29 protein-coding genes are annotated in these 24,549 nt (G+C 73.1%); 13 read left to right on the top strand and 16 right to left on the bottom strand.

The annotated features are described in order from the left end of the window. Positions 1-209: hypothetical protein (locus tag ACH414_RS08000; protein WP_398941205.1), on the top strand; the 209-nt coding region annotated here is incomplete at its 5' end. 79 nt (positions 210-288) lie between these two features. Continuing rightward, entirely contained in the window at positions 289-1,233 is a 945-nt protein-coding gene (locus tag ACH414_RS07995) for an alpha/beta hydrolase (protein ID WP_382547613.1), read from the top strand. Here the strand turns inward: ACH414_RS07995 and ACH414_RS07990 are convergent. Further along, on the bottom strand, positions 1,151-2,068 hold the full coding sequence (locus ACH414_RS07990; RefSeq protein WP_382547615.1) for an NYN domain-containing protein: 918 nt from the start codon (positions 2,066-2,068) through the stop codon (positions 1,151-1,153). The two genes, ACH414_RS07995 and ACH414_RS07990, sit on opposite strands and share 83 nt — an antisense overlap. A 108-nt stretch (positions 2,069-2,176) precedes the next feature. Between ACH414_RS07990 and ACH414_RS07985 the strand changes: the two genes are divergently transcribed. Continuing rightward, positions 2,177-2,329 (top strand): hypothetical protein, encoded by a 153-nt coding sequence (locus ACH414_RS07985; RefSeq protein WP_382547617.1) that lies wholly within the window; start codon positions 2,177-2,179, stop codon positions 2,327-2,329. Between the two features lie 80 nt (positions 2,330-2,409). Here ACH414_RS07985 and ACH414_RS07980 read toward each other — a convergent pair whose 3' ends face one another. From ACH414_RS07980 to ACH414_RS07965, 4 genes are all read right to left on the bottom strand, one after another. After that, positions 2,410-3,015 (bottom strand): MarC family protein, encoded by a 606-nt coding sequence (locus ACH414_RS07980; RefSeq protein ID WP_382547619.1) that lies wholly within the window; start codon positions 3,013-3,015, stop codon positions 2,410-2,412. Between the two features lie 169 nt (positions 3,016-3,184). Next, positions 3,185-4,045 (bottom strand): PHP domain-containing protein, encoded by an 861-nt coding sequence (locus ACH414_RS07975; protein WP_398941203.1) that lies wholly within the window; start codon positions 4,043-4,045, stop codon positions 3,185-3,187. Between the two features lie 99 nt (positions 4,046-4,144). Then, complete coding sequence (locus tag ACH414_RS07970) at positions 4,145-4,783, bottom strand: DUF6758 family protein (protein WP_382547623.1); 639 nt, start codon at positions 4,781-4,783, stop codon at positions 4,145-4,147. Between the two features lie 108 nt (positions 4,784-4,891). Beyond that, entirely contained in the window at positions 4,892-5,482 is a 591-nt protein-coding gene (locus ACH414_RS07965; protein WP_382547625.1) for a suppressor of fused domain protein, read from the bottom strand. A 415-nt stretch (positions 5,483-5,897) separates the two neighbouring features. On the opposite strand from ACH414_RS07965, the gene ACH414_RS07960 reads away from it, so the two are divergent. Together ACH414_RS07960 and ACH414_RS07955 are read left to right on the top strand one after the other, a co-directional pair. Then, positions 5,898-7,043, top strand: coding sequence for a magnesium and cobalt transport protein CorA (locus ACH414_RS07960; protein ID WP_382547627.1), 1,146 nt, complete (start codon positions 5,898-5,900; stop codon positions 7,041-7,043). 47 nt (positions 7,044-7,090) lie between these two features. Beyond that, entirely contained in the window at positions 7,091-7,606 is a 516-nt protein-coding gene (locus tag ACH414_RS07955) for a hypothetical protein (RefSeq protein ID WP_382547629.1), read from the top strand. 39 nt (positions 7,607-7,645) lie between these two features. Here ACH414_RS07955 and ACH414_RS07950 read toward each other — a convergent pair whose 3' ends face one another. Next, the gene (locus tag ACH414_RS07950) at positions 7,646-8,404 is read right to left on the bottom strand and encodes a hypothetical protein (RefSeq protein WP_382547631.1); all 759 of its coding nucleotides are present in this window, start codon (positions 8,402-8,404) and stop codon (positions 7,646-7,648) included. 209 nt (positions 8,405-8,613) lie between these two features. Between ACH414_RS07950 and ACH414_RS07945 the strand changes: the two genes are divergently transcribed. From ACH414_RS07945 to ACH414_RS07935, 3 genes are read left to right on the top strand one after another with little or no spacing between them, the layout of a single operon-like run. Beyond that, on the top strand, positions 8,614-9,894 hold the full coding sequence (locus tag ACH414_RS07945) for a magnesium transporter MgtE N-terminal domain-containing protein (RefSeq protein WP_382547633.1): 1,281 nt from the start codon (positions 8,614-8,616) through the stop codon (positions 9,892-9,894). Next, the gene (locus ACH414_RS07940; RefSeq protein WP_382547635.1) at positions 9,887-10,447 is read left to right on the top strand and encodes a DUF1003 domain-containing protein; all 561 of its coding nucleotides are present in this window, start codon (positions 9,887-9,889) and stop codon (positions 10,445-10,447) included. The genes ACH414_RS07945 and ACH414_RS07940 overlap by 8 nt, the downstream gene beginning before the upstream one ends. Positions 10,448-10,490: 43 nt before the next feature. Further along, positions 10,491-11,624: an Mrp/NBP35 family ATP-binding protein gene (locus tag ACH414_RS07935; RefSeq protein WP_382547637.1), complete on the top strand. Its 1,134-nt coding sequence runs from the start codon at positions 10,491-10,493 to the stop codon at positions 11,622-11,624. Between the two features lie 69 nt (positions 11,625-11,693). On the opposite strand, the gene ACH414_RS07930 is transcribed toward ACH414_RS07935, so the two are convergent. The 5 genes from ACH414_RS07930 to sigE all read right to left on the bottom strand — a co-directional run bounded on the left by ACH414_RS07930 (position 11,694) and on the right by sigE (position 16,310). After that, positions 11,694-12,296, bottom strand: coding sequence for a hypothetical protein (locus ACH414_RS07930; RefSeq protein WP_382547639.1), 603 nt, complete (start codon positions 12,294-12,296; stop codon positions 11,694-11,696). Between the two features lie 74 nt (positions 12,297-12,370). Then, a complete protein-coding gene (locus tag ACH414_RS07925) occupies positions 12,371-12,814 on the bottom strand; it encodes a sec-independent translocase (RefSeq protein ID WP_382547641.1) in 444 nt (147 codons plus the stop codon). 91 nt (positions 12,815-12,905) lie between these two features. Then, on the bottom strand, positions 12,906-14,771 hold the full coding sequence (locus ACH414_RS07920) for a S1C family serine protease (protein ID WP_398941199.1): 1,866 nt from the start codon (positions 14,769-14,771) through the stop codon (positions 12,906-12,908). Positions 14,772-14,850: 79 nt separating this feature from the next. Further along, positions 14,851-15,555: an anti-sigma factor family protein gene (locus ACH414_RS07915; protein ID WP_382547645.1), complete on the bottom strand. Its 705-nt coding sequence runs from the start codon at positions 15,553-15,555 to the stop codon at positions 14,851-14,853. After that, positions 15,552-16,310, bottom strand: a complete 759-nt coding sequence (gene sigE / locus ACH414_RS07910) for an RNA polymerase sigma factor SigE (protein WP_382547647.1) — start codon at positions 16,308-16,310, stop codon at positions 15,552-15,554. The genes ACH414_RS07915 and sigE overlap by 4 nt, the downstream gene beginning before the upstream one ends. Before the next feature lie 165 nt (positions 16,311-16,475). Here sigE and ACH414_RS07905 point away from each other — a divergent pair, with 165 nt between their 5' ends. After that, positions 16,476-17,144 carry an O-methyltransferase gene (locus ACH414_RS07905; protein ID WP_382547800.1) on the top strand — a complete coding sequence of 223 codons (669 nt, stop codon included), beginning with the start codon at positions 16,476-16,478 and terminating at the stop codon, positions 17,142-17,144. A gap of 97 nt (positions 17,145-17,241) precedes the next feature. Here ACH414_RS07905 and ACH414_RS07900 read toward each other — a convergent pair whose 3' ends face one another. Then, positions 17,242-17,409 carry a DUF3117 domain-containing protein gene (locus tag ACH414_RS07900; protein WP_205628308.1) on the bottom strand — a complete coding sequence of 56 codons (168 nt, stop codon included), beginning with the start codon at positions 17,407-17,409 and terminating at the stop codon, positions 17,242-17,244. Positions 17,410-17,688: 279 nt separating this feature from the next. On the opposite strand from ACH414_RS07900, the gene ACH414_RS07895 reads away from it, so the two are divergent. Then, the gene (locus ACH414_RS07895) at positions 17,689-18,492 is read left to right on the top strand and encodes an enoyl-CoA hydratase/isomerase family protein (RefSeq protein WP_382547649.1); all 804 of its coding nucleotides are present in this window, start codon (positions 17,689-17,691) and stop codon (positions 18,490-18,492) included. Positions 18,493-18,519: 27 nt separating this feature from the next. Here ACH414_RS07895 and ACH414_RS07890 read toward each other — a convergent pair whose 3' ends face one another. Together ACH414_RS07890 and ACH414_RS07885 are read right to left on the bottom strand one after the other, a co-directional pair. Next, complete coding sequence (locus ACH414_RS07890; protein ID WP_382547651.1) at positions 18,520-19,110, bottom strand: DNA-3-methyladenine glycosylase I; 591 nt, start codon at positions 19,108-19,110, stop codon at positions 18,520-18,522. After that, the gene (locus tag ACH414_RS07885; protein ID WP_382547653.1) at positions 19,107-19,457 is read right to left on the bottom strand and encodes a DivIVA domain-containing protein; all 351 of its coding nucleotides are present in this window, start codon (positions 19,455-19,457) and stop codon (positions 19,107-19,109) included. The genes ACH414_RS07890 and ACH414_RS07885 overlap by 4 nt, the downstream gene beginning before the upstream one ends. Positions 19,458-19,571: 114 nt before the next feature. On the opposite strand from ACH414_RS07885, the gene folP reads away from it, so the two are divergent. Then, positions 19,572-20,432, top strand: coding sequence for a dihydropteroate synthase (folP, locus tag ACH414_RS07880; RefSeq protein WP_382547655.1), 861 nt, complete (start codon positions 19,572-19,574; stop codon positions 20,430-20,432). A gap of 99 nt (positions 20,433-20,531) precedes the next feature. On the opposite strand, the gene ACH414_RS07875 is transcribed toward folP, so the two are convergent. Then, on the bottom strand, positions 20,532-21,281 hold the full coding sequence (locus ACH414_RS07875) for a TIGR00730 family Rossman fold protein (protein WP_382547657.1): 750 nt from the start codon (positions 21,279-21,281) through the stop codon (positions 20,532-20,534). 84 nt (positions 21,282-21,365) lie between these two features. After that, the gene (gene dapE, locus ACH414_RS07870; RefSeq protein ID WP_382547658.1) at positions 21,366-22,460 is read right to left on the bottom strand and encodes a succinyl-diaminopimelate desuccinylase; all 1,095 of its coding nucleotides are present in this window, start codon (positions 22,458-22,460) and stop codon (positions 21,366-21,368) included. Positions 22,461-22,489: 29 nt separating this feature from the next. On the opposite strand from dapE, the gene ACH414_RS07865 reads away from it, so the two are divergent. Beyond that, positions 22,490-23,452 carry a hypothetical protein gene (locus tag ACH414_RS07865; RefSeq protein WP_386565982.1) on the top strand — a complete coding sequence of 321 codons (963 nt, stop codon included), beginning with the start codon at positions 22,490-22,492 and terminating at the stop codon, positions 23,450-23,452. Positions 23,453-24,051: 599 nt separating this feature from the next. Continuing rightward, the gene (locus ACH414_RS07860) at positions 24,052-24,522 is read left to right on the top strand and encodes an ATP-binding protein (protein ID WP_382547662.1); all 471 of its coding nucleotides are present in this window, start codon (positions 24,052-24,054) and stop codon (positions 24,520-24,522) included. Positions 24,523-24,549: the final 27 nt, after the last annotated feature.

Genomic DNA, 24,549 nt, shown 5'->3' with positions numbered 1-24,549 from the left:
AGGCCCCGAAGGCCCCGCGCAAGCGCGTGACCAAGAAGGCCGTGGCCGCCGTGGCGCCGGACGCCTCGGAGCCGCAGGCCCCGAAGGCGCCGCGCAAGCGGGTCGCCAAGAAGGCCGTCGCCGCCGAGGCCCCCGAGGCCGAGGCCGCCGCCCCCAGGGCCCCGCGCAAGCGGGCCGCCAAGAAGGCGGTCGCCGAGCCGGAGGCGTAAGCGCACAGGCGTCACCGCGGCCCGGTCCCTCGTCGAGGGGCCGGGCCGCGGTGCGTGGGGCGGCGGTTACAGTCCCTGTATGAGCAAGCCCCGGTCCCTGGCGCTGCCGCCGCGCACCCGTGCCTATCGGCTCACGACCGCGCGCGGTTCCTTCGCCGTCCTCGACACCGCCCCGGCGGGCGCGCCGCGCGGCACCGCGCTGCTGCTGCCGGGCTACACGGGCAGCAAGGAGGACTTCCTCGCCCTGCTGGGCCCGCTGAGCGAGGCCGGCTACCGGGCGGTGGCGGTCGACGGGCGGGGGCAGCACGAGTCGCCGGGGCCGCGCGGCCGGGCCGCCTACCGGCGCAAGGCGCTGGCGCTGGACGCCGTGGCGCAGGCGGCGGCGCTGGGCGACGGGCCCGTGCATCTGCTGGGTCACTCGTTCGGCGGTCTGGTGGCCCGCGCGGCCGCCGCGCTCGCGCCGGACGCGTTCCGTTCGCTGACGCTGCTGTCCTCGGGGCCCGGCCGGGTCGCCCGCTCCCAGCGGGTGCGGGTCAGGGCCTTGCGCGGCGCGCTCGCGGTGCTGCCGAAGGAGCGGGTGTGGCGGGCCACGCGCTGGCTGGACAGCCGGGGCGAGGAGCCGGGCGCCCAGGATCCGCAGGAGATCGTGGCCTTTCTACGGACGCGCTGGATGCGGACCCGGATCGCCCAGCTCGCCGGGGCGGGCCGGCTGCTGCTCGGTGATCCGGACGGCACGGCCGCCCTGGCGGCGCTGCCGTTGCCGCTGCACCTCGCGTACGGCGACGAGGAGACGGTGTGGCCGGTGCCGGAGCTGGCCGCGGCGGCGGCCCGTACCGGGGCGCACCACACGGTGGTGGTGGGCGCGGGTCACTCGCCGAACGTGTCGCACCCCCAGGAGCTCGCCGACCGGCTGACCGCCTTCTGGGACCTGGCCGCGCAGGTCAGTACTGGGTCTGCAGGTGCTGCCAGAAGCCGTCGCGCAGTGCACGGCGCAGGGCGGCGTGGCCCCGCAGGGAGCGGCTGAGCAGCCGTTCCGCCTCGACCAGGAGCTCCTGGTCGACGGGGCCGGGCAGATAGGGGTGGCCCGGCAGGAGTTCGGCGAGCTGGTCGCGGCCGCGGCCGGCGAGCCAGGAGGCGGCGATCTGGGCGCCGATGAAGCGCACCTCGTCGCGTGAGGGCGGCGGCTCGCCCTCGTTCTCGTACATGGTGACGGGCTTGCGGGTGACGTAGGGGCGGCAGAAGTCGAGCTCGAAGGTGCGCTGGCTGTCGACCTCCCACAGCAGGGGCTCGGCCTGGTTGCGGCCCTCGGCGGCCTCGATGCCCCACAGGTGGACGCGGGCGCCGTAGCCCTGGGCGGCCTCGACGGCGGAGACCAGGTCCTCGTCGCCGCCGACGAGGGCGGCGTCGCTGATGGCGCGGTGGCGGGCGAGGGACTCCAGGTCGGAGCGGATGAGGGAGTCGACGCCCTTCTGCTGGTTGTTGGCGTTGAGGTTGCCGAGGCGGACCTTGACGTCGGGGAGTTCGGCGATGGACTGCTGCTCGGGGGTGTGGATGCGGCGCCGGGCGCCGTCGTACCAGTAGACGCGGAGCAGTCTGCTGTCCGCGAAGATCGTGCGGGCGGTGTCGATGAAGGCGTCGATCAGGCCCTCGGCGTCGAGGTCGAAGGAGCGCCGGTCCTCGGTGCCCGCTACCAGCAATCCGGCCGCAGCATAGACGTAACCTGCGTCGACGAAGATGGCATGGGTCGAGGGGGTCTTCGCCACCTCGGCCAGCATCCGCTGCAGGAGCTCGTTCGTGCGCTCCAGGCGGGCCTCGATCGTGTCCGTCCCGTCCCTCCCTACCGGCACGTAGTTAGTCATCCGAAAAATTTCCTTAGCGTAGGGAATGTTTGCAGGATGCACATCGTTGGACCCGTACGTAAGACAGTTCTCCACCAGGAGGAACACCTCAGACGAAGGGAGAAGCCCGTGCGCTTCGAAATCCTGCGACTCGACGACATCGACGGTACGCCCGTCGACCGGACCGTCGTGGACGCCGCCTCCGTCAACCGGATCGTGCAGCAGGCCGCCGCGGTCGGTCAGCGCATCTGGATCCGCCCGGCCGACAGCACGGCCTCGTAACGCGTAAGAGACGCACCGCGCCCCCGCATGGACTCCGCAGAGCGGAATCCGTACGGGGGCGCAGTGGTGTCCGGGGCCGGTCAGGCGCCCTGGATGACCTGGGTGACGCCGTTGATGATCTGCTGCACGGCGATGGCCGAGAGCATCATGCCGGCGAGCCGGGTCACCAGCACCACGCCGCCGTCCTTGATGACCCGGATGATCAGCAGCGAGTAGCGCATGGTCAGCCAGAGCACCAGGTGCATGGCGGCGATGGCGGTCCAGACGGAGATCTGGGAGGCCACGCTGTCGGCGTTCTGCACCGCGAGGATGACCGAGACGATGGCGCCGGGACCGGCGAGCAGCGGCATGCCCAGCGGTACGAGGGCGACGTTGACGTCCTTGGTCTGCTTGGGCTCGTCGGTCTTGCCGGTGAGCAGGTCGAGCGCGATCAGCAGCAGGAGCAGACCGCCCGCGATCATCAGGGCGGGGACGGAGACGTGCAGATAGGCGAGGATCTGCTGGCCGAGGATGCCGAAGACGGTGATGACACCGAAGGCGACGGCCACGGCCTGCCAGGCCATGCGCCGCTGGACCTTGGCGGCGCGGCCCGAGGTGAGGGCGAGGAAGATCGGGGTGATCCCGGGGGGATCCATGATCACGAAGAGAGTAAGGAACAGCGAGCCGAAGACGGCGACGTCGAACACGGTGTGGCCTTGCGGGAAAGGGGTGTACAAGAACATCCGGAACTGGGGGTTCCGGAGAGCGGGCAGGTCGGTGCCCCGCGGGGGCCGGGGCCCCGAGGAAGGAAGAGCGGACCCGCCGGGCGGGCCCTGACGGGGCCCGGGCCCGCATGGAGGTCCGGTGAGCGGCGGGCTAGCGGCGTCCGCCGGCGCCCGGGACCGGGAAGGCCCCGGTGGCCCGGCGGGTGATCTCGCCGTAGATCTCGGGGTCGGTCGTACAGCCCCCGAGACCGCAGGTCTTGCGGCTGCCGTGGTAGTCGCTGGAGCCCGTGGCCAGCAGACCGAGCTCGTCCGCCAGGCCGCGCAGCCGCGCGCGGGTCGGCAGGTCGTGGTCCATGTGGTCGACCTCGATGCCATCGAGACCGGCCTCGGCCAGCAGGGCTATGGCGGACTCAGGAACGCACTCGCCGCGCTTGACGGCCAGCGGGTGGGCGAAGACGGTGACACCGCCGGCCGCCTTGACCAGACGGATCGCCTCGACCGGGTCCAGCTCGTGCTTCTCGACGTGCGCCCGGCCGCCGTCGGCCAGCCACTCGGGCGTGAAGGCGCCGGAGACGTCCGGCACGACTCCGAGCTCGACCAGCGCCTCCGCGACGTGCGGGCGGCCCACCGAGCCGTCGCCGGCGATCCGGGCGACCTGCTCCCAGGTGACGGGGACGCCGAGCTCCCGGAGCTTGCCGACCATGGCCTGCGCGCGCGGCACCCGGTCGTCGCGCACCAGCTCGCGCTCGGCGGCGAGGGCGGGCTCCTCGGGGTCGAAGAGGTAGGCCAGCATGTGCAGGCTCACCCCGTCGAGGCGGCAGGACAGCTCGGCGCCGGTGACCAGGGTGAGCCCCTCGGGCAGCGCGGCGATCGCCTCCGCGTAGCCGCGCGTGGTGTCGTGGTCGGTCAGCGCGACCACGTCGAGCCCGGCCGCGGCCGCGTTCCGGACCAGCTCGGCCGGGGTGTCCGTACCGTCCGACGCCGTGGAGTGGGTGTGCAGATCGATGCGCACGACGCGTGACTCCGGGAGGCTCGGGGCGGACTGAGGGGACGCTCCAGCATAACGGGCGATTCGAACACTTCCGTACGGACCCGGGAGAGCCGCCGCCCCTTACGTGAGCAGCCTCGGCGTCAGCGCCCCGCAGGGCAGCAGCTCGACCTCGGAGCCGGCGTCGCGCAGATCGGTCAGGACCAGCTCGTCGTACATGAGGAGGCCGGACTGCTCGGGCCACACGATGGCCCACAGCCACAGCCCGCGCGCCTCGCCGGCGAAGACCGCCCGGTCCTGCGGGGCGCCGTTGACGTGCCAGAGCGGGGTCGGACGGCCGGCGGCGAGGACCTTGACCTGGGGCGGTCCGTCGATCGCCATGCCGGGTCCTGGATCGGGCCCGTCGATGCCCGCGTACCGCGCGCCGAGTCCGACGCCGAGCTCCTCCGCGACGAGGAGCAGCTCCCCGATGCCGCCGAGCGGACCGGGTCCGGAGCAGGCGACGGCGGTCGCGCGCCCGCCGCTGCGGTCGTCACCGGCGTACGCGACGCCCGTGAAGAGCCAGCCGACGGGCAGGGGCCACGGCATCCAGACCGGCACGTGCGCTCGGTGCACCACGACACCGAGGGCCTCGACGCTGGGCGGGATCACGGGCTGCAGCGGGTGCACCGAGCCATGCACGTCGCACTGCCAGAAGTCGGCAAAGAGACCGGGCGCCCTGACCCGGCCACCGCACTTCGGGCAACTGGGTTCGCCCCTCATAGGGCTCAACGGTCCTACCACCCGGGCCCCGCGTCAAGGACGATCACCGATGATCACCCGTCCGGCCCGTGCCGTTCACCCCGGGCGGTCCGCCCGGCCAGGCCGGGCTCAGTCCAGCGTCACCGAGCGGCGCCGCGGATCGCGCAGGTCCGTGCCGTTCGCCAGCCAGCGCTCCTCCAGGGCCTGCGCCCCGTGCACCCGCTTCCACGCGGCCTCGTTGGAGGTCATCGGCAGCAGCGGCAGGAAGCGCACCGGGTCCAGCGGCTCGTCCAGCTCCAGGTCCGCCACGAGACCGCCCGACTCGGCGACCAGGACCGAGCTGAAGGGGGCGCCCGGCCACAGCGGCTCGCCCACGTCGAGCGAGGCGCCCGGGGCCACGACGACACCCTCGACCTGCGGGGTGGCGGCGAGCACGGCGAGCGGGCGGAGCACCTTGTCGGTGTCGGCGAGCCCGGCCCGCACCGAGAGGACCAGCTCGGCGCGCGGGCCCTTCACCGGGTCGGCGAGGACGGCCGTCGGGTCGGCCATCGGCTGGGCGGACATGCCGAGGGTCGCGTAGCGCACCAGACCGGCGTCGGCGTCCACGAAGCGCAGCACCTCGATGCGATCGGTGCCGAGGAAGGTCACCGCGGCCCGTGCGTCCGGCTCGCCGAGGGCGGTACGGAGCCGGGCCTCGACCAGAGCGAGAATTTCTGCCATGCGGCGAGCATAAAGCGCGTATCGAACGGGCAAAGTAAGGGATTGACCCTCAGTCGGCTGATAGTCTTTGCCACTGGTCGGGATTCCCGACTGCTCGTCACACGTCATCCCTCACGAGGGACCGGCCGGAGGAGGTGGGACTGCGGTGGATCGAAGTCGATCGGGCAGTACCAAGCGCTCTTCCGCCCCGCACCCCAGCCCGGTGCGTTCCTCCCTCCGGTGACGCAGGCCCCGTTCGGGCCCATCCTCTCCGGCATCTCGCACGACGGAAGAGCACCTCTCTCTTTGCCTGTCTGTAGCGAACGCCGTCACCGCGATCCCGCGGTGCCGCCCGCTTTGTGGACGACGTAGCACCACGTCCCCATTCCGGGCTGCGCCATGCTCGCCGGCGGCCTCTCCGTGAAGGAGCATGCCCATGTCGATGATCCGTGACCTGCGCGCCGCCGTCCGCCCGTCCCTGCGGCACTCCCTTCGGCACCCCCTGCGCAAGCCGAACACCGCCTCCCCGTACGCCAACTACGACGCCACCCGCGACCCCACGGCCGCCACCGCCGTCGTCGACTGCGCCGTCTACCGCGACGGGCGCCGGGTCGACGACCGCGACTGCCTCACGCCGCGCGGCGCGATGCGCCAGGTACGGGAGAGCGGCGGCTTCGCCTGGATCGGGCTGCACGAGCCGACCGAAGCCGAATTCGCCGGTATCGCCGCCGAGTTCGGGCTGCACCCGCTCGCCGTCGAGGACGCCGTCCACGCCCACCAGCGGCCCAAGCTGGAGCGGTACGACGACACCCTCTTCACCGTCTTCAAGACGATCCACTACGTCGAGCACGCCGAACTCACCGCCACCAGCGAGGTCGTCGAGACCGGCGAGGTCATGTGCTTCACCGGCCCCGACTTCGTCATCACCGTCCGGCACGGCGGCCAGGGCTCGCTGCGCAACCTCCGCCACCGCCTCCAGGGCGAGCCCGAGCTGCTCGCCAAGGGCCCCTCGGCCGTGCTGCACGCCATCGCCGACCACGTCGTCGACGGCTACATCGCGGTCGCCGACGCCGTCGAGCTCGACATCGACCAGATCGAGATCGACGTCTTCTCGCCGCCCGCCAAGGGCTCCACGCGCGGCGCCGACACCGGCCGGATCTACCAGCTCAAGCGCGAGGTCCTGGAGTTCAAGCGGGCCGTCACCCCGCTGCTGCGCCCCATGCAGCTGCTGAGCGAGCGGCCGATGCGGCTCGTCGACCCCGACATCCAGAAGTACTTCCGTGACGTCGCCGACCACCTCGCCCGCGTCCAGGAGCAGGTCGTCGGCTTCGACGAGCTGCTGAACTCGATCCTCCAGGCCAACCTGGCGCAGGCGACCGTCGCGCAGAACGAGGACATGCGCAAGATCACCTCGTGGGCGGCCATCGTCGCCGTCCCCACGGCGGTCTGCGGCGTGTACGGCATGAACTTCGACCACATGCCGGAGCTGCACTGGCGCTTCGGCTACCCGATGGTGCTCGGCGGCATCGCCGTCATCTGCTTCGCCATCCACCGCACCCTCAAGCGCAACGGCTGGCTGTAGGACCGGCGGCGGGTGCCCCGTCGGTGCCTGTCGATAGGCTGCGGGGCATGACAGACGCGCTGCTCGGGTCCGCCCTCGTCGAGGAGGCCACCAAGAAGTCCGGCCTCATCTGGGTACGGGGCCAGGCCCCGGCCGCCCGTGCGCTCTGGCACGTCTGGCTCGACGGCGCCGCCCTCGTCGTCGGCGACGGCCCCGGCGAGCAGCCCCTGCCCGGTCTGGTGGACGGCGGCACGGCCGAGGTCACCGTCCGCAGCAAGGACAAGGGCGGCCGGATCGTCGCCTGGACCGCCGCGGTGAGCGAGCTCGCCCCGCGCGGCGAGGCCTGGGAGGCGGCGGTCGCCGAGCTCAAGGGCAAGCGGCTCAACGCGCACGACGGCGAGGCGATGCCGGAGCGCTGGGCGCGCGAGTGCCGGGTGGTGCGCCTGGAACCCCGCTCCTCGACCACGGACCTCCCGGACGGCTCGCTGGCGGCCGTACCGCTGCCCTCGCCGGTGATCACCCGCCGGCCGATCCCGGCGGGCCTGCCGAAGCTGCTCCTGAAGAAGCGCGGCCGCAGGCGCTGAGCGCCGGGCCGTGTCCCGACACGGCCCGGGCCGCGTCCGCTACGCGCGCGGCAGCTGCTTGCCGTAGTCCAGGGTCTGCTCCTTCGACGGCTCGGCGAGCGGGAAGTCCTTGTCCCACTCGGAGAGGATCACCACGCCCGCGCCGCCGCCGCGCGCGAAGCGCAGCGGGAACGGGGTGCCGTCCAGGGCCACGTCGAGCGAGCCGCCCTCGGCGTCCTCGCCGCCCTTGACGTTGACGGTGCGGATGCCGCCGATCTTGTCGCGGTCGCCCTTGACGACCTCGCCGTGCAGCCCGATCAGCCCGTCGAGCAGCAGGTCCATGTCGGTGAAGCCGCGCAGCTGCTTGTACGAGGGGTCGTCCTGCGGGACCTTCACGTACATGTCGTCGAGCTTGTCGGCGGCCTCGGCGCCGGCGTCGGAGGGCTCCTCCGTGGTGGGGTCCTCGTGCGCCCAGAAGCCCGCGTCGGCCTTCATGTAGAGCGCGTCGCCGACCCGCAGCAGTTCAAAGGTGCTGTTCTTCGTGGTCACCGAGCCGCTCGCGCCGTCCTGCTTGAGCCGCATGTTCAGCTTGTACGTGCCGCCCTTGCTGACCAGCGTGCCCGCGAGGCGCACCGCCTTGGCGGCGTCCGCCGCCGACTGGGCCTTCTGCTCGATGGCGTTCGCCGGGAGCCTGCCGACCCCGTTGGTCCCCTCGTCCGGATCGGCGGCGCAGCCGCCCAGCGAGGCCGCCAGGCCCGCGCAGAGCGCCAGGGGCAGGGCGGCCCTGCGGATGCGCGAGGACGGAAGGAGAACGGTCACCAGGGCTGCCTCTCGTGTCGGTGGGGGACGGGCCTGTGGGAGCCGGGTGCCGGTGGGGACGGCAGACCGCAGCGTACCCGGGCCGGGCGAGGGGGCCGCAGGCAGCCGGACGGGCGCTCCCCCGAAGCGCCGTGCAACGGCACGGGCTAGCCTGAACCAGGCAAAGCTGGAAAAGACGCGAATCGTGCGGCACCGAGGAGGCGCGTGGCATGGCGGCAGGCGCCCCCCGGATCTTCGTCTCGCACCTCGCGGGTGTCCCCGTCTTCGATCCCGTCGGCGACCAGGTCGGCCGGGTCAGCGATCTGGTGGCCATGCTGCGGGTGGGCCGGCGCCCGCCCCGGCTGCTCGGCATGGTGGTCGAGGTGCTCTCCCGCCGCCGGGTCTTCGTGCCGATGACCCGCATCACCGGCGTCGAGTCCGGCCAGGTCATCACCACCGGCGTGGTCAACATGCGGCGCTTCGAGCAGCGCCCGACCGAGCGCCTCGTCCTCGGCGAGCTGCTCGACCGGCGGGTCAGGCTCGTCGGACCGCGCGGCGAGGAGGGCGAGGAGGTCACCGTCCTCGACGTCGCCATCCAGCAGCTGCCGGCCCGCCGCGAGTGGGAGATCGACAAGGTCTTCGTACGGCGCGGCAAGGGCGGGGCGCTGCGCCGCAAGGGCGAGACGCTGACCGTGGAGTGGTCCGCCGTCACCGGCTTCTCCCTGGAGGAGCACGGCCAGGGCGCCGAGAACCTGGTCGCCACGTTCGAGAAGCTGCGCCCCGCCGACCTCGCCAACGTGCTGCACCACCTCTCCCCCAAGCGCCGCTCGGAGGTCGCCGCCGCCCTCGACGACGACCGGCTCGCCGACGTCCTGGAGGAGCTGCCGGAGGACGACCAGATCGAGATCCTCGGCAAGCTGAAGGAGGAGCGGGCCGCCGACGTCCTGGAGGCGATGGACCCGGACGACGCGGCCGACCTGCTCTCCGAGCTGCCGGAGGAGGACAAGGAGCGGCTGCTGACGCTGATGCGGCCGGACGAGGCGGCGGACGTGCGGCGGCTGATGGCGTACGAGGAGCGGACCGCGGGCGGTCTGATGACCACCGAGCCGATCGTGCTGCGCCCGGACGCCACGGTCGCCGACGCGCTGGCCCGGGTGCGCCAGCAGGACCTGTCCCCGGCGCTCGCGGCCCAGGTGTACGTGTGCCGGCCGCCGGACGAGACGCCGACCGGCAAGTACCTGGGCACGGTGCACTTCCAGCGGCTGCTGCGGGACCCGCCGTTCACCCTGGTCGGCTCGCTCGTCGACAGCGACCTGCCGCCGCTCGGCCCGGACACCCCGCTGCCGGCCGTCACCAGTTACTTCGCCGCGTACAACCTGGTCGCGGCGCCGGTGGTGGACGAGAGCGGTTCGCTGCTCGGCGCGGTGACCGTCGACGACGTGCTCGACCACCTGCTGCCGGAGGACTGGCGCGAGACGGAGTTCCACGAGGAGGGGGTGCACGGTGGCTGAGCGCACACAGGAGCGCGAGCGGGAGCGGGAGCGGCAGCTGCCCAGGATCCGGCTGGACCAGCCGCGCGTCCGGCGGCCGCGGTTCCTGCCCGAGTACGACCCGGAGGCCTTCGGGCGGCTGTCGGAGCGGATCGCGCGGTTCCTGGGGACGGGGCGGTTCATCGTCTGGATGACGGTGATCATCATCGCCTGGGTGGTCTGGAACGTCTCCGCCCCCGACGCGCTCCGCTTCGACAACTACCCCTTCATCTTCCTGACCCTGATGCTCTCGCTCCAGGCCTCCTACGCGGCCCCGCTGATCCTGCTCGCGCAGAACCGGCAGGACGACCGGGACCGGGTCAACCTGGAACAGGACCGCAAGCAGAACGAGCGCTCGATCGCGGACACCGAGTACCTGACCCGGGAGATCGCGGCGCTGCGGATGGGCCTGGGCGAGGTGGCGACCCGCGACTGGATGCGCTCGGAGCTCCAGGACCTGCTGAAGGAGCTGGAGGAGCGGCGCGATCTATTCCCGGACGGGGGGCCGCAGGGGAGTGACGTACCCGACCGTTGACAGGGCTTTCACCAGCCGGTGGTCGTCGCCGTACCATCTCCCTATGGCTACGGTAGACGCGGTGCGCGAGGCACTGTCGACGGTGAACGACCCCGAGATCAACAAACCGATCACCGAACTCGGCATGGTCAAGTCGGTGGAGATCGGTGACGACGGCAAGGTCGCCGTGACGGTCTACCTCACCGTCTCCGGCTGCCCGATGCGCGACACCATCACCCAGCGCGTGACGGACGCCGTCTCCCGCGTCGAGGGCGTCACGGGCGTGGACGTCACGCTGGACGTGATGAGCGACGAGCAGCGCAAGGAGCTCGCCTCGGCGCTGCGCGGCACCACCGCCGAGCGCGAGGTGCCGTTCGCCAAGCCCGGTTCGCTGACCCGGGTGTACGCGGTGGCCTCCGGCAAGGGCGGCGTCGGCAAGTCCTCGGTGACGGTCAACCTGGCGGCGGCGATGGCGGCCGACGGGCTGAAGGTCGGTGTCGTGGACGCCGACATCTACGGTCACAGCGTGCCGCGGATGCTGGGCGCGGACGGGCGTCCGACCCAGGTCGAGAACATGATCATGCCGCCGTCGGCGAACGGCGTGAAGGTCATCTCCATCGGCATGTTCACCCCGGGCAACGCCCCGGTGGTGTGGCGCGGCCCGATGCTGCACCGGGCGCTCCAGCAGTTCCTCGCCGACGTGTACTGGGGCGACCTGGACGTCCTCCTCCTCGACCTGCCCCCGGGCACCGGCGACATCGCGATCTCGGTGGCGCAGCTCGTCCCGAACGCGGAGATCCTGGTCGTCACCACCCCGCAGCAGGCGGCGGCCGAGGTCGCCGAGCGGGCCGGCTCGATCGCCGTGCAGACCCACCAGAAGATCGTCGGCGTCGTCGAGAACATGTCGGGCCTGCCGTGTCCGCACTGCGACGAGATGGTCGACGTGTTCGGCACGGGCGGCGGCCAGAAGGTCGCCGACGGCCTGACCAAGACCACCGGCGCGACCGTTCCGGTCCTCGGCTCCATCCCGATCGACGTGCGGCTGCGCGAGGGCGGCGACGAGGGCAAGCCGGTCGTCCTGTCCGACCCGGACTCCCCGGCGGGCGCGGCCCTGCGCGCCATCGCCGGCAAGCTGGGCGGCCGCCAGCGCGGTCTGTCGGGCATGAGCCTGGGCATCACGCCGCGGAACAAGTTCTAGCGACCGGCCCGCGCGGGCCGAGCAGCGTGAAGGGCGCCCCCGGGAACGGGGGCGCCCTTCGTCGTACCGTCAGGCGTAGAGCGCCAGGTCCTTCACCGCGGCGAAGCCCAGGCCGTACGCGCTCATCCCCCGCCCGTACGCCCCGATGTGCACCCCGTCCGCCGACCCGGCCAGCACCCACCCGAACTCGGTCTCGCGGTAGTGGAACGGCACCGGGACCCCGTCCACCGGCAGCGAGAGCGTCGACCAGGCCGGCCCTTCGAGGTCGTCGGCGAGTTCGAAGGCCGTCTCGGTCTGCTGGTCCAGCCAGTTGTCGCGCAGCGCGTGGTCGAGGTTGGCGGGCCAGGTGTGGGCGAGCAGGCCCGAGCCGGCCAGCCAGGCCGCGGAGGAGACCGTGGTGGCCTCCAGGACGCCCGTGCCGTCGCCGGTGCGGCGCACCGGGTTGGCGGCGACGGTCACGACGACCGCGAAGCGCTCCTTCTCGGCGCCGCCGGCCTCGGACTTTATCGACGGCTCGTCGCCGTGGCCCATCGAGCCGTACTGGACGGTGCCGTCCGCGGCCGTCCCGATCTGCATCAGCCGGCGCGGGCCGCTGAACGCCTCGTCGAGCCCGTACCAGGCGAAGGGTGCCCGCAGGAACCCCTCGGTCTCCACCCGACTCGTGGTCGTCATCTCGGCCGCCTCCTCTTCAGGTCAACAGAGGGAGGATAGCCACCACGGCGCAGCGGTTCGGTGACAGGACGTCGTCAGGTGGCGTCGGAGTCGTACGGCGGACGCTCGGAGGTGTCCGGCTTGTCCTGCTTCTTCAGGAGGTCCGGGGTGCCGGAGCCGTTGACCGCGGCCGTCGGCGCGGGCGCGGTCTCGCGGCCGTGGACGGCGTCGGCGACCTCGTTCATCTCCTTCTTCAGGTCGAAGCTGGAGCGGAGCTCGTTGAGCTCCTTGAAGTCCTCGTTCTCCGCGAGCTGCTTGCGGATGAAGTTCTTCGGGTTGAGGTCCTCGAACTCGAAGTCCTTGAACTCCGGGCCGAGCTCGCTGCGGATGTCCGCCTTGGCGCTGTCCGAGAACTCCCGGATCTTGCGGATGAAGCGGGAGACGTCCTGGATGACCTTCGGCAGCTTGTCCGGTCCGAAGATGAGCACGGCGAGCACTACGAGCGTCACCAGTTCGAGTGCGCCTATGTCGCTGAACACCCTGTAGCTCCTTCACGCCGGTCCCGGGCCCGGTCCACGGTACCCGCCGAAACTGTCAGGCGGGTACCGCGTGATGTCCTCCACATGGCGGCTAGGCGCCCGTGGAGGAACCGAGCGTCAACGTCTTTGTCTGCTCTTTGCCGTCGCGGGTCAGCGTGAGCTTCAGCCGGTCGCCGGGACGGTGGGCTCGGATCTTCACGATCAGCTCCTCGCCGCTGTGCACGCGCTGGCCGTCGACCTTGGTGATGACGTCGCCCGGCCTGATCCCGGCGCGGGCGGCGGGGCCGTCGGGCGTCACCGAGGAGCTGCCGTCCTTGCCCTTCGCCCCGACGCGGGCGCCGTCGCCGGCGTACTGCATGTCGAGGCTCACGCCGATGACCGGGTGGGCGGCCTTGCCGGTGTTGATCAGCTCCTCGGCGACCCGCTTGCCCTGGTTGACCGGGATGGCGAAGCCGAGGCCGATGGAGCCCGCCTGGCCGCCGCCCTCGCCGGAGCCGTTGCCCGCGGCGCGGATGGCGCTGTTGATGCCGATGACCCGGCCCTTGGAGTCGAGCAGCGGACCGCCGGAGTTGCCGGGGTTTATCGGCGCGTCGGTCTGCAGCGCGTCGACGTAGCTGATGTCGGTGCCGTCGCCCTTCTCGCCGCCGGCGGTGATCGGGCGCTCCTTGGCGCTGATGATGCCGGAGGTGACCGTGTTGGAGAGGTCGAAGGGGGCTCCGATGGCGACGACGGGGTCGCCGACGCGGACGGCGTCGGAGTTGCCGAGCGGCAGCGGCCTGAGGCCGGAGACGCCGGACACCTGGATCACGGCGAGGTCGTAGCCGGTGTCGCGGCCGATGAGCTTGGCGCGGGCGGACTCGCCGTTGCTGAAGGTGACGGAGATCTCGCCGGAGGAGGCGGCCGCGTCCACGACGTGGTTGTTGGTGAGGATGTTGCCGCGGGTGTCGAGCACGAAGCCGGTGCCGGTGCCGGAGGAGCCGCTGCCGCTGACGTGGATGGTGACGACGCCGGGCAGGGCGCCGGCGGCGATGCCGGCGACGCTGTCGGGGGCGCGGCCGGTGTTCTCCGGCCCCGCCTGGGGCAGTTCGACGGTGGTGAGTCCGCCGTTGCGCTCGATGTACGCGCCGACGCCTCCGCCGACGACGCCGGTGACCAGGGCGAAGGCGAGGGCCCCGACGAGCGCGAGGCCGCGCCGCGACTTCTTCGGCTTGGCCACGACGGGCGTGATCACCGGCCCGGCCGCGAGCGGCGCGCTCGCCGCCCACGGGTCGTATGCCGGCGCCACGACCATCGGGCGCTGCACGGGCGGCGCGGGCGCCCAGGGCCCGGGCTCGCCGTAGGGCGGCGTCCGGTACGGGTCGGGTGCGTGCCGGGGCTCCATGGGTGCGGGGGTCGCGTGCGCGGCGTCGACCGGCGCGGGCGCGGCGGCGGGCGCCGGATGCGCGGGCGCAGGTGCGGCGTCGGCCACGGCGGGTGCCGGGAGCGCCGCGGCGGGAGCGACCTCGGCCAGGGCGGTTCCCGCGGGTCCCGCGAGCGGCCGGTCAGGTGCGGCCTCGGCTGCCGGGGCGCCGGCGAGGGCCAGGTGGTCCTGGCTCGGTGCGGGGTCGAAGGACGCGGGGGCCGGGGGCGCGGCCTCGGCCGGCACCGTCCCCGCCGGCTCCGCCTGGCGCGGATCGGCGGACGCCGGCGCCTCCACGGCCGCGGACGTCTCGGGGACGGCCGTTCCCGGGGCGGGGGCCTCCCCCGGCGCGGCGGCCGGTGCCGGGGCCGGGGCCGGGGCCGGGGCCGGTGCCGGGGCCGAGGCCGGGGCCGGGGCCGGGGCCGGTGCCGGGGCCGCGAGGGTGAAGTCCGCGTCCCCGGCCGGGGGTACGGGCGTCTCCGGGGCCGGGGGGTGCTCAGGCGGCGGGATAGGTGTGGTCGACGGACGGCTCCACCATGTCGGCTTCCCGTTCTTCATGCTCTCCCCGCAACAGATGACCTGTCCGCGCCCACCGGTTCGGGCGCGCCCCTGCCCCTGGATTCAACCAGGTCGCCGGTCAGCGATGGGAGGGGCTGGGTGCGGGAGTGACCGTCGGGGCGGTTCCGGGCGCGTAGGAGAGCCGGAGCGCGGGAGCCGCCGGGCGTATGAACGGGGACAGTTCGAGGCGGGCCGGCACCACGGTGGGCGCCACCCCCTCCGGTGCCGCTTCGCGGCGCGAGCCCGAGGCGAAGGTCGCGGGGGCCCGCAGCGGGGTCACATTGCTTCCCGTGCCCTGGCCGCGCGCCCCGTCGAGGGGCAGCGTGCCGCCGAGCGCGATCGCGGCGAAGGAGACCGCGCTCGCCGCCACGAAGGCGAAGCGCCTGCCGCGCCCCGAGGAGCGGTCGCCGACCTCGTGGATGCGGAAGCCCGAGTGCGGGGTGACCGGCGCGGCCGTGGCGAAGCCGTCGGACCTCAGTCCTCCGCCGCGCAGGAGGTCGTCGAAGGGACCCCCCTGGTCATTCGGTCCCCCCGGCAGCCCCTGGAGGCGCGCCAACAGCCCCTCCGAGGGCGGAGGGGGCGCGCTGGTCGCGAAGACGCTCTTCAGGGTGCGCTGGGCGTCCGCCTCGGCCTTGCACTTGGGGCAGGTGGCGAGGTGGGCCAGGACCCGCTCGCGGGCGTCATGGCCGAGCTCGCCGTCGACGAGCGCGGCGAGCCGGTCCCCGAGGTGCTGCTCCGCGAGGTGCTGCCCGGTGGGGATGGGTGACGGACTCGTGCCGCTCACGCTGTTCCGCCCTCCCAGCCGACCGAGGCGAGCGCCCGCCCCGCGCGCGCCTCGGGCGAGCGGTGCTTGAGCGCCTTGCGCAGGTGGGAGCGGCCGCGGTGGATGCGGCTGCGCACGGTGCCGAGCTTCACGCCGAGGGTCGCGGCGATCTCCTCGTACGAGAGGCCCTCGATGTCGCAGAGGACGACGGCCGCGCGGAACTCGGGCGCGAGGGTGTCCAGGGCCTGCTGGACGTCCGCGTCGAAGTGGGTGTCGTTGAACGCCTGCTGCGGGGACGGCTCACGGCTGGGCAGCCGCTCGGCGGCGTCGTCGGCGAGCGCGTCGAACCGGATGCGCTGCTTGCGGCGGACCATGTCCAGGAACAGGTTGGTCGTGATGCGGTGCAGCCAGCCCTCGAAGGTGCCCGGCGTGTAGGACGACAGCGAGCGGAAGACCCGGACGAAGACCTCTTGGGTCAGGTCCTCGGCGTCGTGCTGGTTGCCGGTGAGGCGGTAGGCGAGGCGGTAGACCCGGCCGCTGTGGGTGCTGACGATCTCCTCCCAGCTGGGCGGAGTCCACGCCTGCGATTCCGCATCCGATGCGAAGGTCGCGGTGGTGGGTGCGGAGTCGGCGGTGCGCGAACGGTCAGCGGTGTCAGTCACGGATTTCGGCTCACCCGCTGATCCGAGAAGGCGCCGCAGCACTCCTCTCCGATCCACAGGCGCAGCCGCACCTCCCCTGTCGGCTCTGGTGGTGTCCAGTGGAGCCCCTACCATAGCCACCTCGCCCGTTAGCTCCGGATAAGAATCTTTACGCGAATTTGGGGCCGGCTCATTCCCCCGGACTCCGTCCGGAGGGACCCGTGCCCCGCCTCGCCTTCCGTCTCCAGTAACGCGCGGTCCCATCTGCGGGTTCCCGTGCGCAGCGGATACAGTCGACGCCTGCGTCAACTACGGGGACAGGAGAGGGCCATTACCGCCAACCGGCAGACGAGCTGGGCGTTCGCAGACGCCTTTGTCGCCGAGGACGAAGCGCTGCGCTGGGCTCGGGAGCGGGCCCGGGAGGCAGGGCTGCCCTCGGTGTCGCCCGGCACCGGTGCGGCCCTGCGCCTGCTGGCGGCCACGGCGGACGCCAAGGCGGTGGCGGAGATCGGCACGGGCACGGGCGTGTCGGGGATCTATCTGCTGCTCGGGATGCGCCCGGACGGGGTGCTGACGACCGTGGACATGGACCCGGAGCGGCAGGCGCACGCGAAGGCGGCGTTCCGCGCGGCGGGCTTCGCGGGCAACCGGGCCCGGTTCATCCCGGGCCGCGCCCTGGACGTGCTGCCCCGGCTCGCGGACGGCGGCTACGACCTCGTGTTCTGCGACGGCGACCGCACGGAGTCGCTGGACTATCTCGCTGAATCGTTGCGCCTGCTGCGACCGGGCGGTCTGGTCTGCTTCGAGGGCGTCTTCGCGGACGGCCGCACGGTGGACTCGGCGGCCCAGCCGGCCGAGGTGCTGCGGATACGCGAGCTGCTGCGCACGGTGCGGGAGAGCCCGGCGCTGCTGCCCACGCTGCTGCCGGTGGGCGACGGCCTGCTGTGCGCGGTGCGCAGGGGCGCCTGAGCCCGGTCCGGTGCGCCGGATCCGGCCCCGGTACACCGCTGCCCCGGTGCGGTGGGTACCGTACCGGGGCAGAAGCGGAAATCCTGGCAGGGGCGCGTCAGCCGACGACGTCCTTCAGTGCGTCACCGAGCGCCTTCGCCTCGTCCGGGGTCAGCTCGACGACGAGCCGGCCGCCGCCTTCGAGCGGAACGCGCATGACGATGCCCCGCCCCTCCTTGGTCACCTCGAGCGGGCCGTCACCCGTCCGCGGCTTCATGGCCGCCATGCTCGTTCCCCTTCCTGAAACCAGCTCATCGTCAGCATCGAACACGATTGCTTCCCGGTCATTATCCCGCATCACAGGACCCGATGACCAACATCAGGTGGCATCGCTTCCGCAACGCGCTTTCACAAAACCGCATATTTCGCCGATCCACCTGCGATACTTCGCCGCCACCACTCCGCGCGGGGGCGCCGATTCTTTGACGCAGGTCACATGTGCGGGGCGGGTGATCTCCGCCATGCTGATCAGGTCAATCGACGCAATGAGGCGAAGGGATCCGCGATGGCCGACACGGTGCTGTACGAGGTGAGCGACGGGCTTGCCACCATCACCATCAACCGCCCCGAGGCCATGAACGCGATGAACGTCGCGGCGAAGCTCGCCCTGCGCGACGCGGTGGAGGCGGCCGCCGCCGACCCGGCCGTGCGGGCGGTGCTGCTGACCGCGGCCGGCGACCGGGCGTTCTGCGTGGGCCAGGACCTGAAGGAGCACGTCGGGCTGCTGCTCCAGGACAAGGAGTCGGGCACGCAGGCCACGATGAACACGGTCCGCGACCACTACAACCCGATCGTGCGGGCGCTCACCGGCATGGCGAAGCCGGTGGTCGCGGCCGTCAACGGGGTCGCGGCCGGGGCCGGATTCGGCTTCGCGCTCGCGGCGGACTACCGGGTGGTGGCGGACACGGCCGCCTTCAACACCTCCTTCGCCGGGGTCGCCCTCACCGCCGACTCGGGCATGTCCTGGACGCTGCCGCGCCTCATCGGCCACAGCCGGGCGGCCGACCTGCTGCTCTTCCCGCGCTCGATCAGCGCCCAGGAGGCGTACGAGCTGGGCATCGTCAACCGGCTCGTACCGGCGGACTCGCTGGCCGAGGAGGCCGCGAAGGTGGCCCGCAAGCTGGCCGAGGGCCCGACCGTCGCCTACGCGGCGCTGAAGGAGTCCCTGGCCTACGGGGCGGACCACTCGCTCGCCGAGGCGCTGGAGAAGGAGGACGAGCTCCAGACGAAGGCGGGCGCGTCCGAGGACCACACGATCGCCGTGCAGGCCTTCATCGCCAAGGAGAAGCCCCGGTACCTGGGCCGCTGAGCCCCGGGAGCGGGCGCGGGCGCCGTCTCAGCGGGCGGCGCCGCGTGCCACGCAGTCGGCGACGTGGTCGTCGACCAGGCCGCAGGCCTGCATCAGCGCGTACGCCGTGGTGGGGCCGATGAACCGCAGGCCGCGCTTCTTCAGGGCCTTGGAGAGCGCCGTCGACTCGTCCGTCACGGCCGGCACCTCGCCGACGGTGGCCGGGGCCGGGCGGGTCGCCGGGTCCGGTGCGAACGACCAGATCAGCGTGTCCAGCTCGCCCGGGGCCCAGTCGGCGAGCAGCCGGGCGTTGGCCAGGGTGGCGTCGATCTTGGCGCGGTTGCGGATGATCCCCTCGTCGCCGAGGAGCCGCTCCCGGTCGGCTTCGGTGAACCGGGCCACCTCGGCGATCCGGAAGCCGGAGAAGGCCTTGCGGAAGCCCTCACGGCGGCGCAGGATCGTGATCCACGACAGGCCGGACTGGAAGGCCTCCAGGCACAGGCGCTCGAAGAGCGCGTCGTCGCCGTGGACCGGGCGGCCCCACTCCTCGTCGTGGTACGCCACGTAGTCCTCGGTCGACAGGCCCCACGGGCAGCGCAGCCGGCCGTCGGGACCCGCGATCGCCCCGCCGTCGCTCACGCGCCCCCCTCCTCGTCCCCGGGACGGGCGTCGCGCGGGGCGGGACCCGCGAGCGCGGTCTCCAGCTCCGCGATCCGGGCGTCGCGCTCGGCGAGCTCGGCGCCGAGCCGGCCGAGGACGTCGTCGACGTCCGCCATCCGGTATCCCCGGACGACGACCGGCAGCCGCAGCGCCTCGACGTCGGCCTGGGCGACCGGGCGGGTCGCGGGGAGCGGGTCGATGAGCCCCTCGGGCGCCACGTCGGGCAGCACCGCCTCGGGCCGGGCCTCGCCGTCGCCGTTGCCGACCACCGCCAGGGTGACCGCCGCGACGACCACGACCATCGTGATCAGCAGAAACCAGAACACCAGCGCGCGCCTCTCCCCGTCCGTGGAAAACGTCCGGTGTCGATCGTGCCATGCGGCACCGACAGTTAGGGTCGCAGACGATGCGGCGACCGGTCGCGAGGGAGGACATAAGGGATGCTGCGCTTGGGACCGCGGGAATTCGGGCCGCACGAGCCGGTGATCATGGCGATCGTGAACCGGACCCCGGACTCCTTCTACGACCAGGGGGCGACCTTCCGGGACGAGCCGGCGCTCGCCCGGGTCGAGCAGGCCGTCGCCGAGGGCGCCGCGATCATCGACATCGGCGGGGTCAAGGCCGGCCCCGGCGAGGAGGTCACGGCCGAGGAGGAGGCACGGCGCACGGTGGGCTTCGTGGCCGAGGTGCGGCGGCGCCACCCGGATGTGGTGATCAGCGTGGACACCTGGCGGGCGGACGTCGGCGAGGCGGTGTGCGAGGCCGGGGCGGACGTCCTCAACGACGCCTGGGGCGGGGTCGACCCGCGGCTCGCGGAGGTCGCCGCGAAGTACGGCGCGGGGCTCGTCTGCACCCACGCGGGCGGCGTGGAGCCGCGGACCCGGCCGCACCGGGTGGCGTACGAGGACGTGATGGCCGACATCCTGCGGGTGACGGTCGGACTCGCGGAGCGGGCGGTGGCCCTGGGCGTCCGGCGCGACGGGATCATGATCGATCCGGGTCACGACTTCGGGAAGAACACGCGGCACAGCCTGGAGGCGACGCGGCGGCTCCCGGAGATGGCGGCGACGGGGTGGCCCGTGCTCGTCTCGCTGTCCAACAAGGACTTCGTCGGCGAGACGCTGGACCGGCCGGTCAAGGAACGGGTCCTGGGGACCCTGGCCACGACGGCGGTGTCGGCGTGGCTGGGGGCGCAGGTGTACCGCGTGCACGAGGTGGCCGAGACGCGGCAGGTCCTGGACATGGTGGCGTCCATCGCCGGGCACCGGGCGCCCGCGGTCGCTCGGCGCGGGCTGGCGTAGCGGGGCGGCCGGGGGCCGGGGGCCGGTTGTGCACCCGTTCCGCCCCGAGCGGAACGGATGCCCACAACCGACCGGCGCGCCCGAAGGCCTCGGCGGCCGCTAGCGGCCGACCTCCTTCGTCACCAGGGCCACCGCCTCGTCCACGTCGTCCGTGACGTGGAAGAGGAGGAGGTCGTGCTCGGAGGCCTTGCCGCCGGCGACGACCGAGTCGCGGAGCCAGTCCACGAGGCCCTTCCAGTACTCCGTGCCGAAGAGCACGATCGGGAAGCGGGTGACCTTGCGGGTCTGGACCAGGGTCAGCGCCTCGAAGAGCTCGTCGAGGGTGCCGAGGCCGCCGGGCAGGACGACGAAGCCCTGCGCGTACTTCACGAACATCGTCTTGCGGACGAAGAAGTAGCGGAAGTTGACGCCGATGTCGACGTGCGGGTTGAGGCCCTGCTCGAAGGGGAGCTCGATGCCGAGGCCCACCGAGACGCCCTTGGCCTCCCGGGCGCCCTTGTTGGCCGCCTCCATGGCGCCCGGGCCGCCGCCGGTGATGACCGCGAAGCCCGCCTCGACGAGCGCGCGGCCGATCCGTACGCCGGCCTCGTACTCGGGCGAGTCGGGCTTGGTGCGGGCCGAGCCGAAGACGCTGATCGCGCTCGGCAGTTCGGCCAGCGCGCCGAAGCCCTCCACGAACTCGGACTGGATGCGCATGACCCGCCAGGGGTCGGTGTGCACCCACTCCGAATCGCCCTCGGTGTCGAGCAGGCGCTGGTCCGTGGTGCCGGGCTGGACCTGATCACGGCGCCTGAGCACCGGTCCCAGCCTCTGCTCCTCCGGCTTCCTCGGGTCCGCGGGTACACCCATGGCCTGCTCCTTTCACCGTTCCACTGATCTTCCGGTCCGGTCAGGGTAGGTCCACAGAGGTGACGAATAGCGAAATTCCGGGAATCAGTCCGTGAGCCAGTCGCGGAGCCTCGCCTCGCAGTGGTGGATCCGCTCGACGTGCACGTGCTCGTCGCGCTTGTGCGCGTAGAGCGGGTCGCCGGGCCCGTAGTTGACGGCGGGGACGCCCAGGGCGCTGAAGCGCGCGACGTCGGTCCAGCCGAACTTGGGGTGGGCGCTGCCGCCGACCGCCTTCATGAAGGCCGCGGCGGCGGGGTGGGACAGGCCCGGCAGGGCACCGCCGGCCTCGTCGTCGACCACGAACTCGGCGACGCCGCAGTCCGCGAAGACCTCGCGGACGTGCGCGACGGCCTGCTCCGGGGAGAGGTCGGGGGCGTAGCGGTAGTTGACGGTGACCACACAGGCGTCGGGGATGACGTTGGTGGCGACGCCGCCCTCGATGCCGACGGCGTTGAGGCCCTCGTGGAACTCCAGGCCGTCGATGACCGGCTTGCGCGGCTCGTAGGCGGCGAGGCGGGCGAGGATGGGGGCGGCGGCGTGGATGGCGTTGGAGCCCATCCAGGAGCGCGCGGAGTGGGCCCGCTCGCCCGCCGTGTGCAGCTTGACCCGCAGGGTGCCCTGGCAGCCGCCCTCGACCTGCCCGAAGGAGGGCTCCAGGAGCACGGCGAAGTCGCCCGCGAGCCAGTCGGGGTGGGCCGCGGCGACGTGGCCGAGGCCGTTGAGGTGGGAGGCGACCTCCTCGTTGTCGTAGAAGACGAACGTGAGGTCGCGGTTGGGCGCGGGGACGGTGGCCGCGATCCGCAGCTGGACGGCGACGCCCGACTTCATGTCGGAGGTGCCGCAGCCCCACAGGATGCCGTCCTCGTCGAGACGGGAGGGCACGTTGTCGGCGATGGGCACGGTGTCGATGTGTCCGGCGAGGACGACCCGCTCGTCGCGGCCGAGGTCCGTGCGGGCGACGACGTTGTTGCCGTAGCGGTCCACGGTGAGGTGGGGCAGGGCGCGCAGGGCGTGCTCGATCGCGTCGGCGAGCGGCTTCTCGGTGCCGCTGACGGACGGGAAGTCGACCAGGGCGGCGGTCAGCGCGGCGCCGTCGAGCGTGAGGTCCAGCGGGGTCTCTCCAGGAGCGGTGTCAGCCATGTGCCGACCCTAACGCGGCCTCCAGTACGGTGGGGCGCGTGTCCGAGCCCACCCGCCCCTCCCGCCCCGCCCGTCGCGGTCGCCTCGCCCGGTTCACGGCCGCGTTCGCCGTCCTCCTCGGCCTGGTCGCCTATGTGGCCGTGCATTACGTCACGGGGAGCAAGGGCGCGCCGCGGTGCAGCATCGGAACCGGGGCGAACCAGTACGAGTTCACCCCGGAGCAGGCGTCGAACGCGGCGACGATCGCGGCGGTGGGCTCCACCCGGGGGATGCCGGAGCGGGCGGTGACGATCGCGCTGGCGACGGCACTGCAGGAGTCGGGGCTGCGCAACATCGAGCACGGCGACCGGGACTCGCTCGGACTGTTCCAGCAGCGGCCCTCGCAGGGCTGGGGGACGCCGGCGCAGATCCTCGATCCCGTGTACTCCTCGGGGAAGTTCTACGAAGGCCTGGAGAAGGTCCCGGGGTACTCGCGGCTGCCGCTGACGGTGGCGGCGCAGAAGGTGCAGCGCAGCGGCTACCCGCAGGCGTACGCGAAGCACGAGCCGGACGCCACTCTCCTCTCGGCGGCGCTGACCGGCCGGGCGCCGGGCTCGCTGGCGTGCACGGCGGACGTGACGGAGGGCCGGCCGGGCGACCCGGCGCGGGTCCGGGACGAGCTGGTGCGGGCCTTCGGCGAGCACGCGGCTCCGAAGCGGGCGCCGGGCCGGGCTCCGGCGGGCGGCACCAGCACGCCGCCCGCGGCCGGGGCGAACGGTGCGGCGGCGGCCGTCGAGCTCTCGGTGCCGGTGCGGCCGGTCACGGGGACGCGGGAGCAGCGCGGCTGGGAGCTGGCGCAGTGGGCGGTGGCGCGGGCGGACGAGCTGCGCGTCGCGGAGGTGGCGTACGGGGACCGGGTATGGCGGGCGGACGACTCGTCGGGCGAGTGGGAGCCGGCGCGGGCCGCGAGCGGCACCGACGGCACCTGGGTCCGCCTCCGCCTGTCCCGCTGAGCCCCACGGGCCGCCCACGGACCGCCCACGGACTGCCCGTAGGCGGCCCCCGCAGACCGCCCTTGGACCGCCCGCGCACCGCCCGCGGACTGCCCGCGCACCGCCCACGGACTACCCACGGACCGCCCGCGCACCGCCCGCAGACTGCCCGCGCACCGCCCGCAGACCGCCCTCGGGCCAGCCGCACGCCACCCTTGGACCGGCCCGCACACCACCCGCACCTCGCCGGCAGACCGCCGCACATCGCCCGCAGACCGCCCGCAGACCGCCGTACCCCGCCCGCAGGACGCCCCTACGCCCACGCGGGCAGCCGTACGGACTGTCACTCGGACGTGTCATCCGGCGCGCGCGCCGCAGAGCTCTCCGGGAAGCTTTCCCGCACCGTGTCATGTCTCCGCAATCCCCTTGCGGCACAAGGGAAGTGACGGTTCGGCAAGCGGCGGCGCATTGACGCGTTCGTCCGCTTTCCTCCCCACCCGACAATACGACGCATTGCCCAGTCTTTACCTTCGGCGTCCGCAACCTCCCCCTCCCCGGGGCCGGTTGTCACAGCGTCCGAACGCCGGACAGCACCACGTCCCCTCCGTCGAAGGAGCACCATGTCCCTCCCCCTGACCCGTCGGATCGCCCGCGCCGCCCTGCTCGTCGCGGCCGGCGCAGCGCCCGTGGTCGGTGCGGCCGGGTCCGCGAGCGCCGTGGACCAGTCCCTCGCGCCGACCGGCGCCCTTTCGGGTCTGACCCAGCTCGACGGCGCCGCCACCGGCGCCACCCTCGACACCGCCGCGCAGACCGCGACCGGCGTCGTGGGCGAGACCGGCAGCTCGGCCGTCGGCACGGGCGTCCCCGCGGCCGGCAAGACCCTCGGCACGGCGGGCAAGACCGCCACCCCGGCCGCCCAGCAGGTCGCCGGCGACGCCGCGGGCAGCGCGGGCGAGGTCCTCGGCAAGACCGCGGGCGCGGCCGCCGAGAGCGCCGAGGGCCCCACCGGCGGCTCGCTGGGCGGCCTGCCCACGCAGGGCGTGCCCGCCCCGTCCCTGCCGCTCGGCGGCGGGCTGCCGCTCGGCGGCTGACCTCCGCCGCACACACGTGAGGGCCCG

This window comes from Streptomyces sp. NPDC020422, from assembly GCF_044386705.1.
In the GTDB taxonomy this organism is placed as follows: Bacteria; Actinomycetota; Actinomycetes; order Streptomycetales; family Streptomycetaceae; genus Streptomyces.
The sequence above is the reverse complement of the archived record's forward strand: the minus strand, read 5'-3'. Positions and strand labels throughout refer to the sequence as shown.

Excerpts from the sequence above, each read along its gene's own strand:
- ACH414_RS07995 (WP_382547613.1), top strand. The coding sequence starts at position 289 with ATGAGCAAGCCCCGGTCCCTGGCGCTGCCGCCGCGCACCCGTGCCTAT.
- ACH414_RS07990 (WP_382547615.1), bottom strand. The coding sequence starts at position 2,068 with ATGACTAACTACGTGCCGGTAGGGAGGGACGGGACGGACACGATCGAG.
- ACH414_RS07970 (WP_382547623.1), bottom strand. The coding sequence starts at position 4,783 with ATGAGGGGCGAACCCAGTTGCCCGAAGTGCGGTGGCCGGGTCAGGGCG.
- ACH414_RS07965 (WP_382547625.1), bottom strand. The coding sequence starts at position 5,482 with ATGGCAGAAATTCTCGCTCTGGTCGAGGCCCGGCTCCGTACCGCCCTC.
- ACH414_RS07960 (WP_382547627.1), top strand. The coding sequence starts at position 5,898 with ATGTCGATGATCCGTGACCTGCGCGCCGCCGTCCGCCCGTCCCTGCGG.
- ACH414_RS07955 (WP_382547629.1), top strand. The coding sequence starts at position 7,091 with ATGACAGACGCGCTGCTCGGGTCCGCCCTCGTCGAGGAGGCCACCAAG.
- ACH414_RS07945 (WP_382547633.1), top strand. The coding sequence starts at position 8,614 with ATGGCGGCAGGCGCCCCCCGGATCTTCGTCTCGCACCTCGCGGGTGTC.
- ACH414_RS07935 (WP_382547637.1), top strand. The coding sequence starts at position 10,491 with ATGGCTACGGTAGACGCGGTGCGCGAGGCACTGTCGACGGTGAACGAC.
- ACH414_RS07930 (WP_382547639.1), bottom strand. The coding sequence starts at position 12,296 with ATGACGACCACGAGTCGGGTGGAGACCGAGGGGTTCCTGCGGGCACCC.
- ACH414_RS07920 (WP_398941199.1), bottom strand. The coding sequence starts at position 14,771 with ATGAAGAACGGGAAGCCGACATGGTGGAGCCGTCCGTCGACCACACCT.
- sigE (WP_382547647.1), bottom strand. The coding sequence starts at position 16,310 with ATGGTAGGGGCTCCACTGGACACCACCAGAGCCGACAGGGGAGGTGCG.
- ACH414_RS07900 (WP_205628308.1), bottom strand. The coding sequence starts at position 17,409 with ATGGCGGCCATGAAGCCGCGGACGGGTGACGGCCCGCTCGAGGTGACC.
- ACH414_RS07895 (WP_382547649.1), top strand. The coding sequence starts at position 17,689 with ATGGCCGACACGGTGCTGTACGAGGTGAGCGACGGGCTTGCCACCATC.
- folP (WP_382547655.1), top strand. The coding sequence starts at position 19,572 with ATGCTGCGCTTGGGACCGCGGGAATTCGGGCCGCACGAGCCGGTGATC.
- ACH414_RS07875 (WP_382547657.1), bottom strand. The coding sequence starts at position 21,281 with ATGGGTGTACCCGCGGACCCGAGGAAGCCGGAGGAGCAGAGGCTGGGA.
- dapE (WP_382547658.1), bottom strand. The coding sequence starts at position 22,460 with ATGGCTGACACCGCTCCTGGAGAGACCCCGCTGGACCTCACGCTCGAC.
- ACH414_RS07860 (WP_382547662.1), top strand. The coding sequence starts at position 24,052 with ATGTCCCTCCCCCTGACCCGTCGGATCGCCCGCGCCGCCCTGCTCGTC.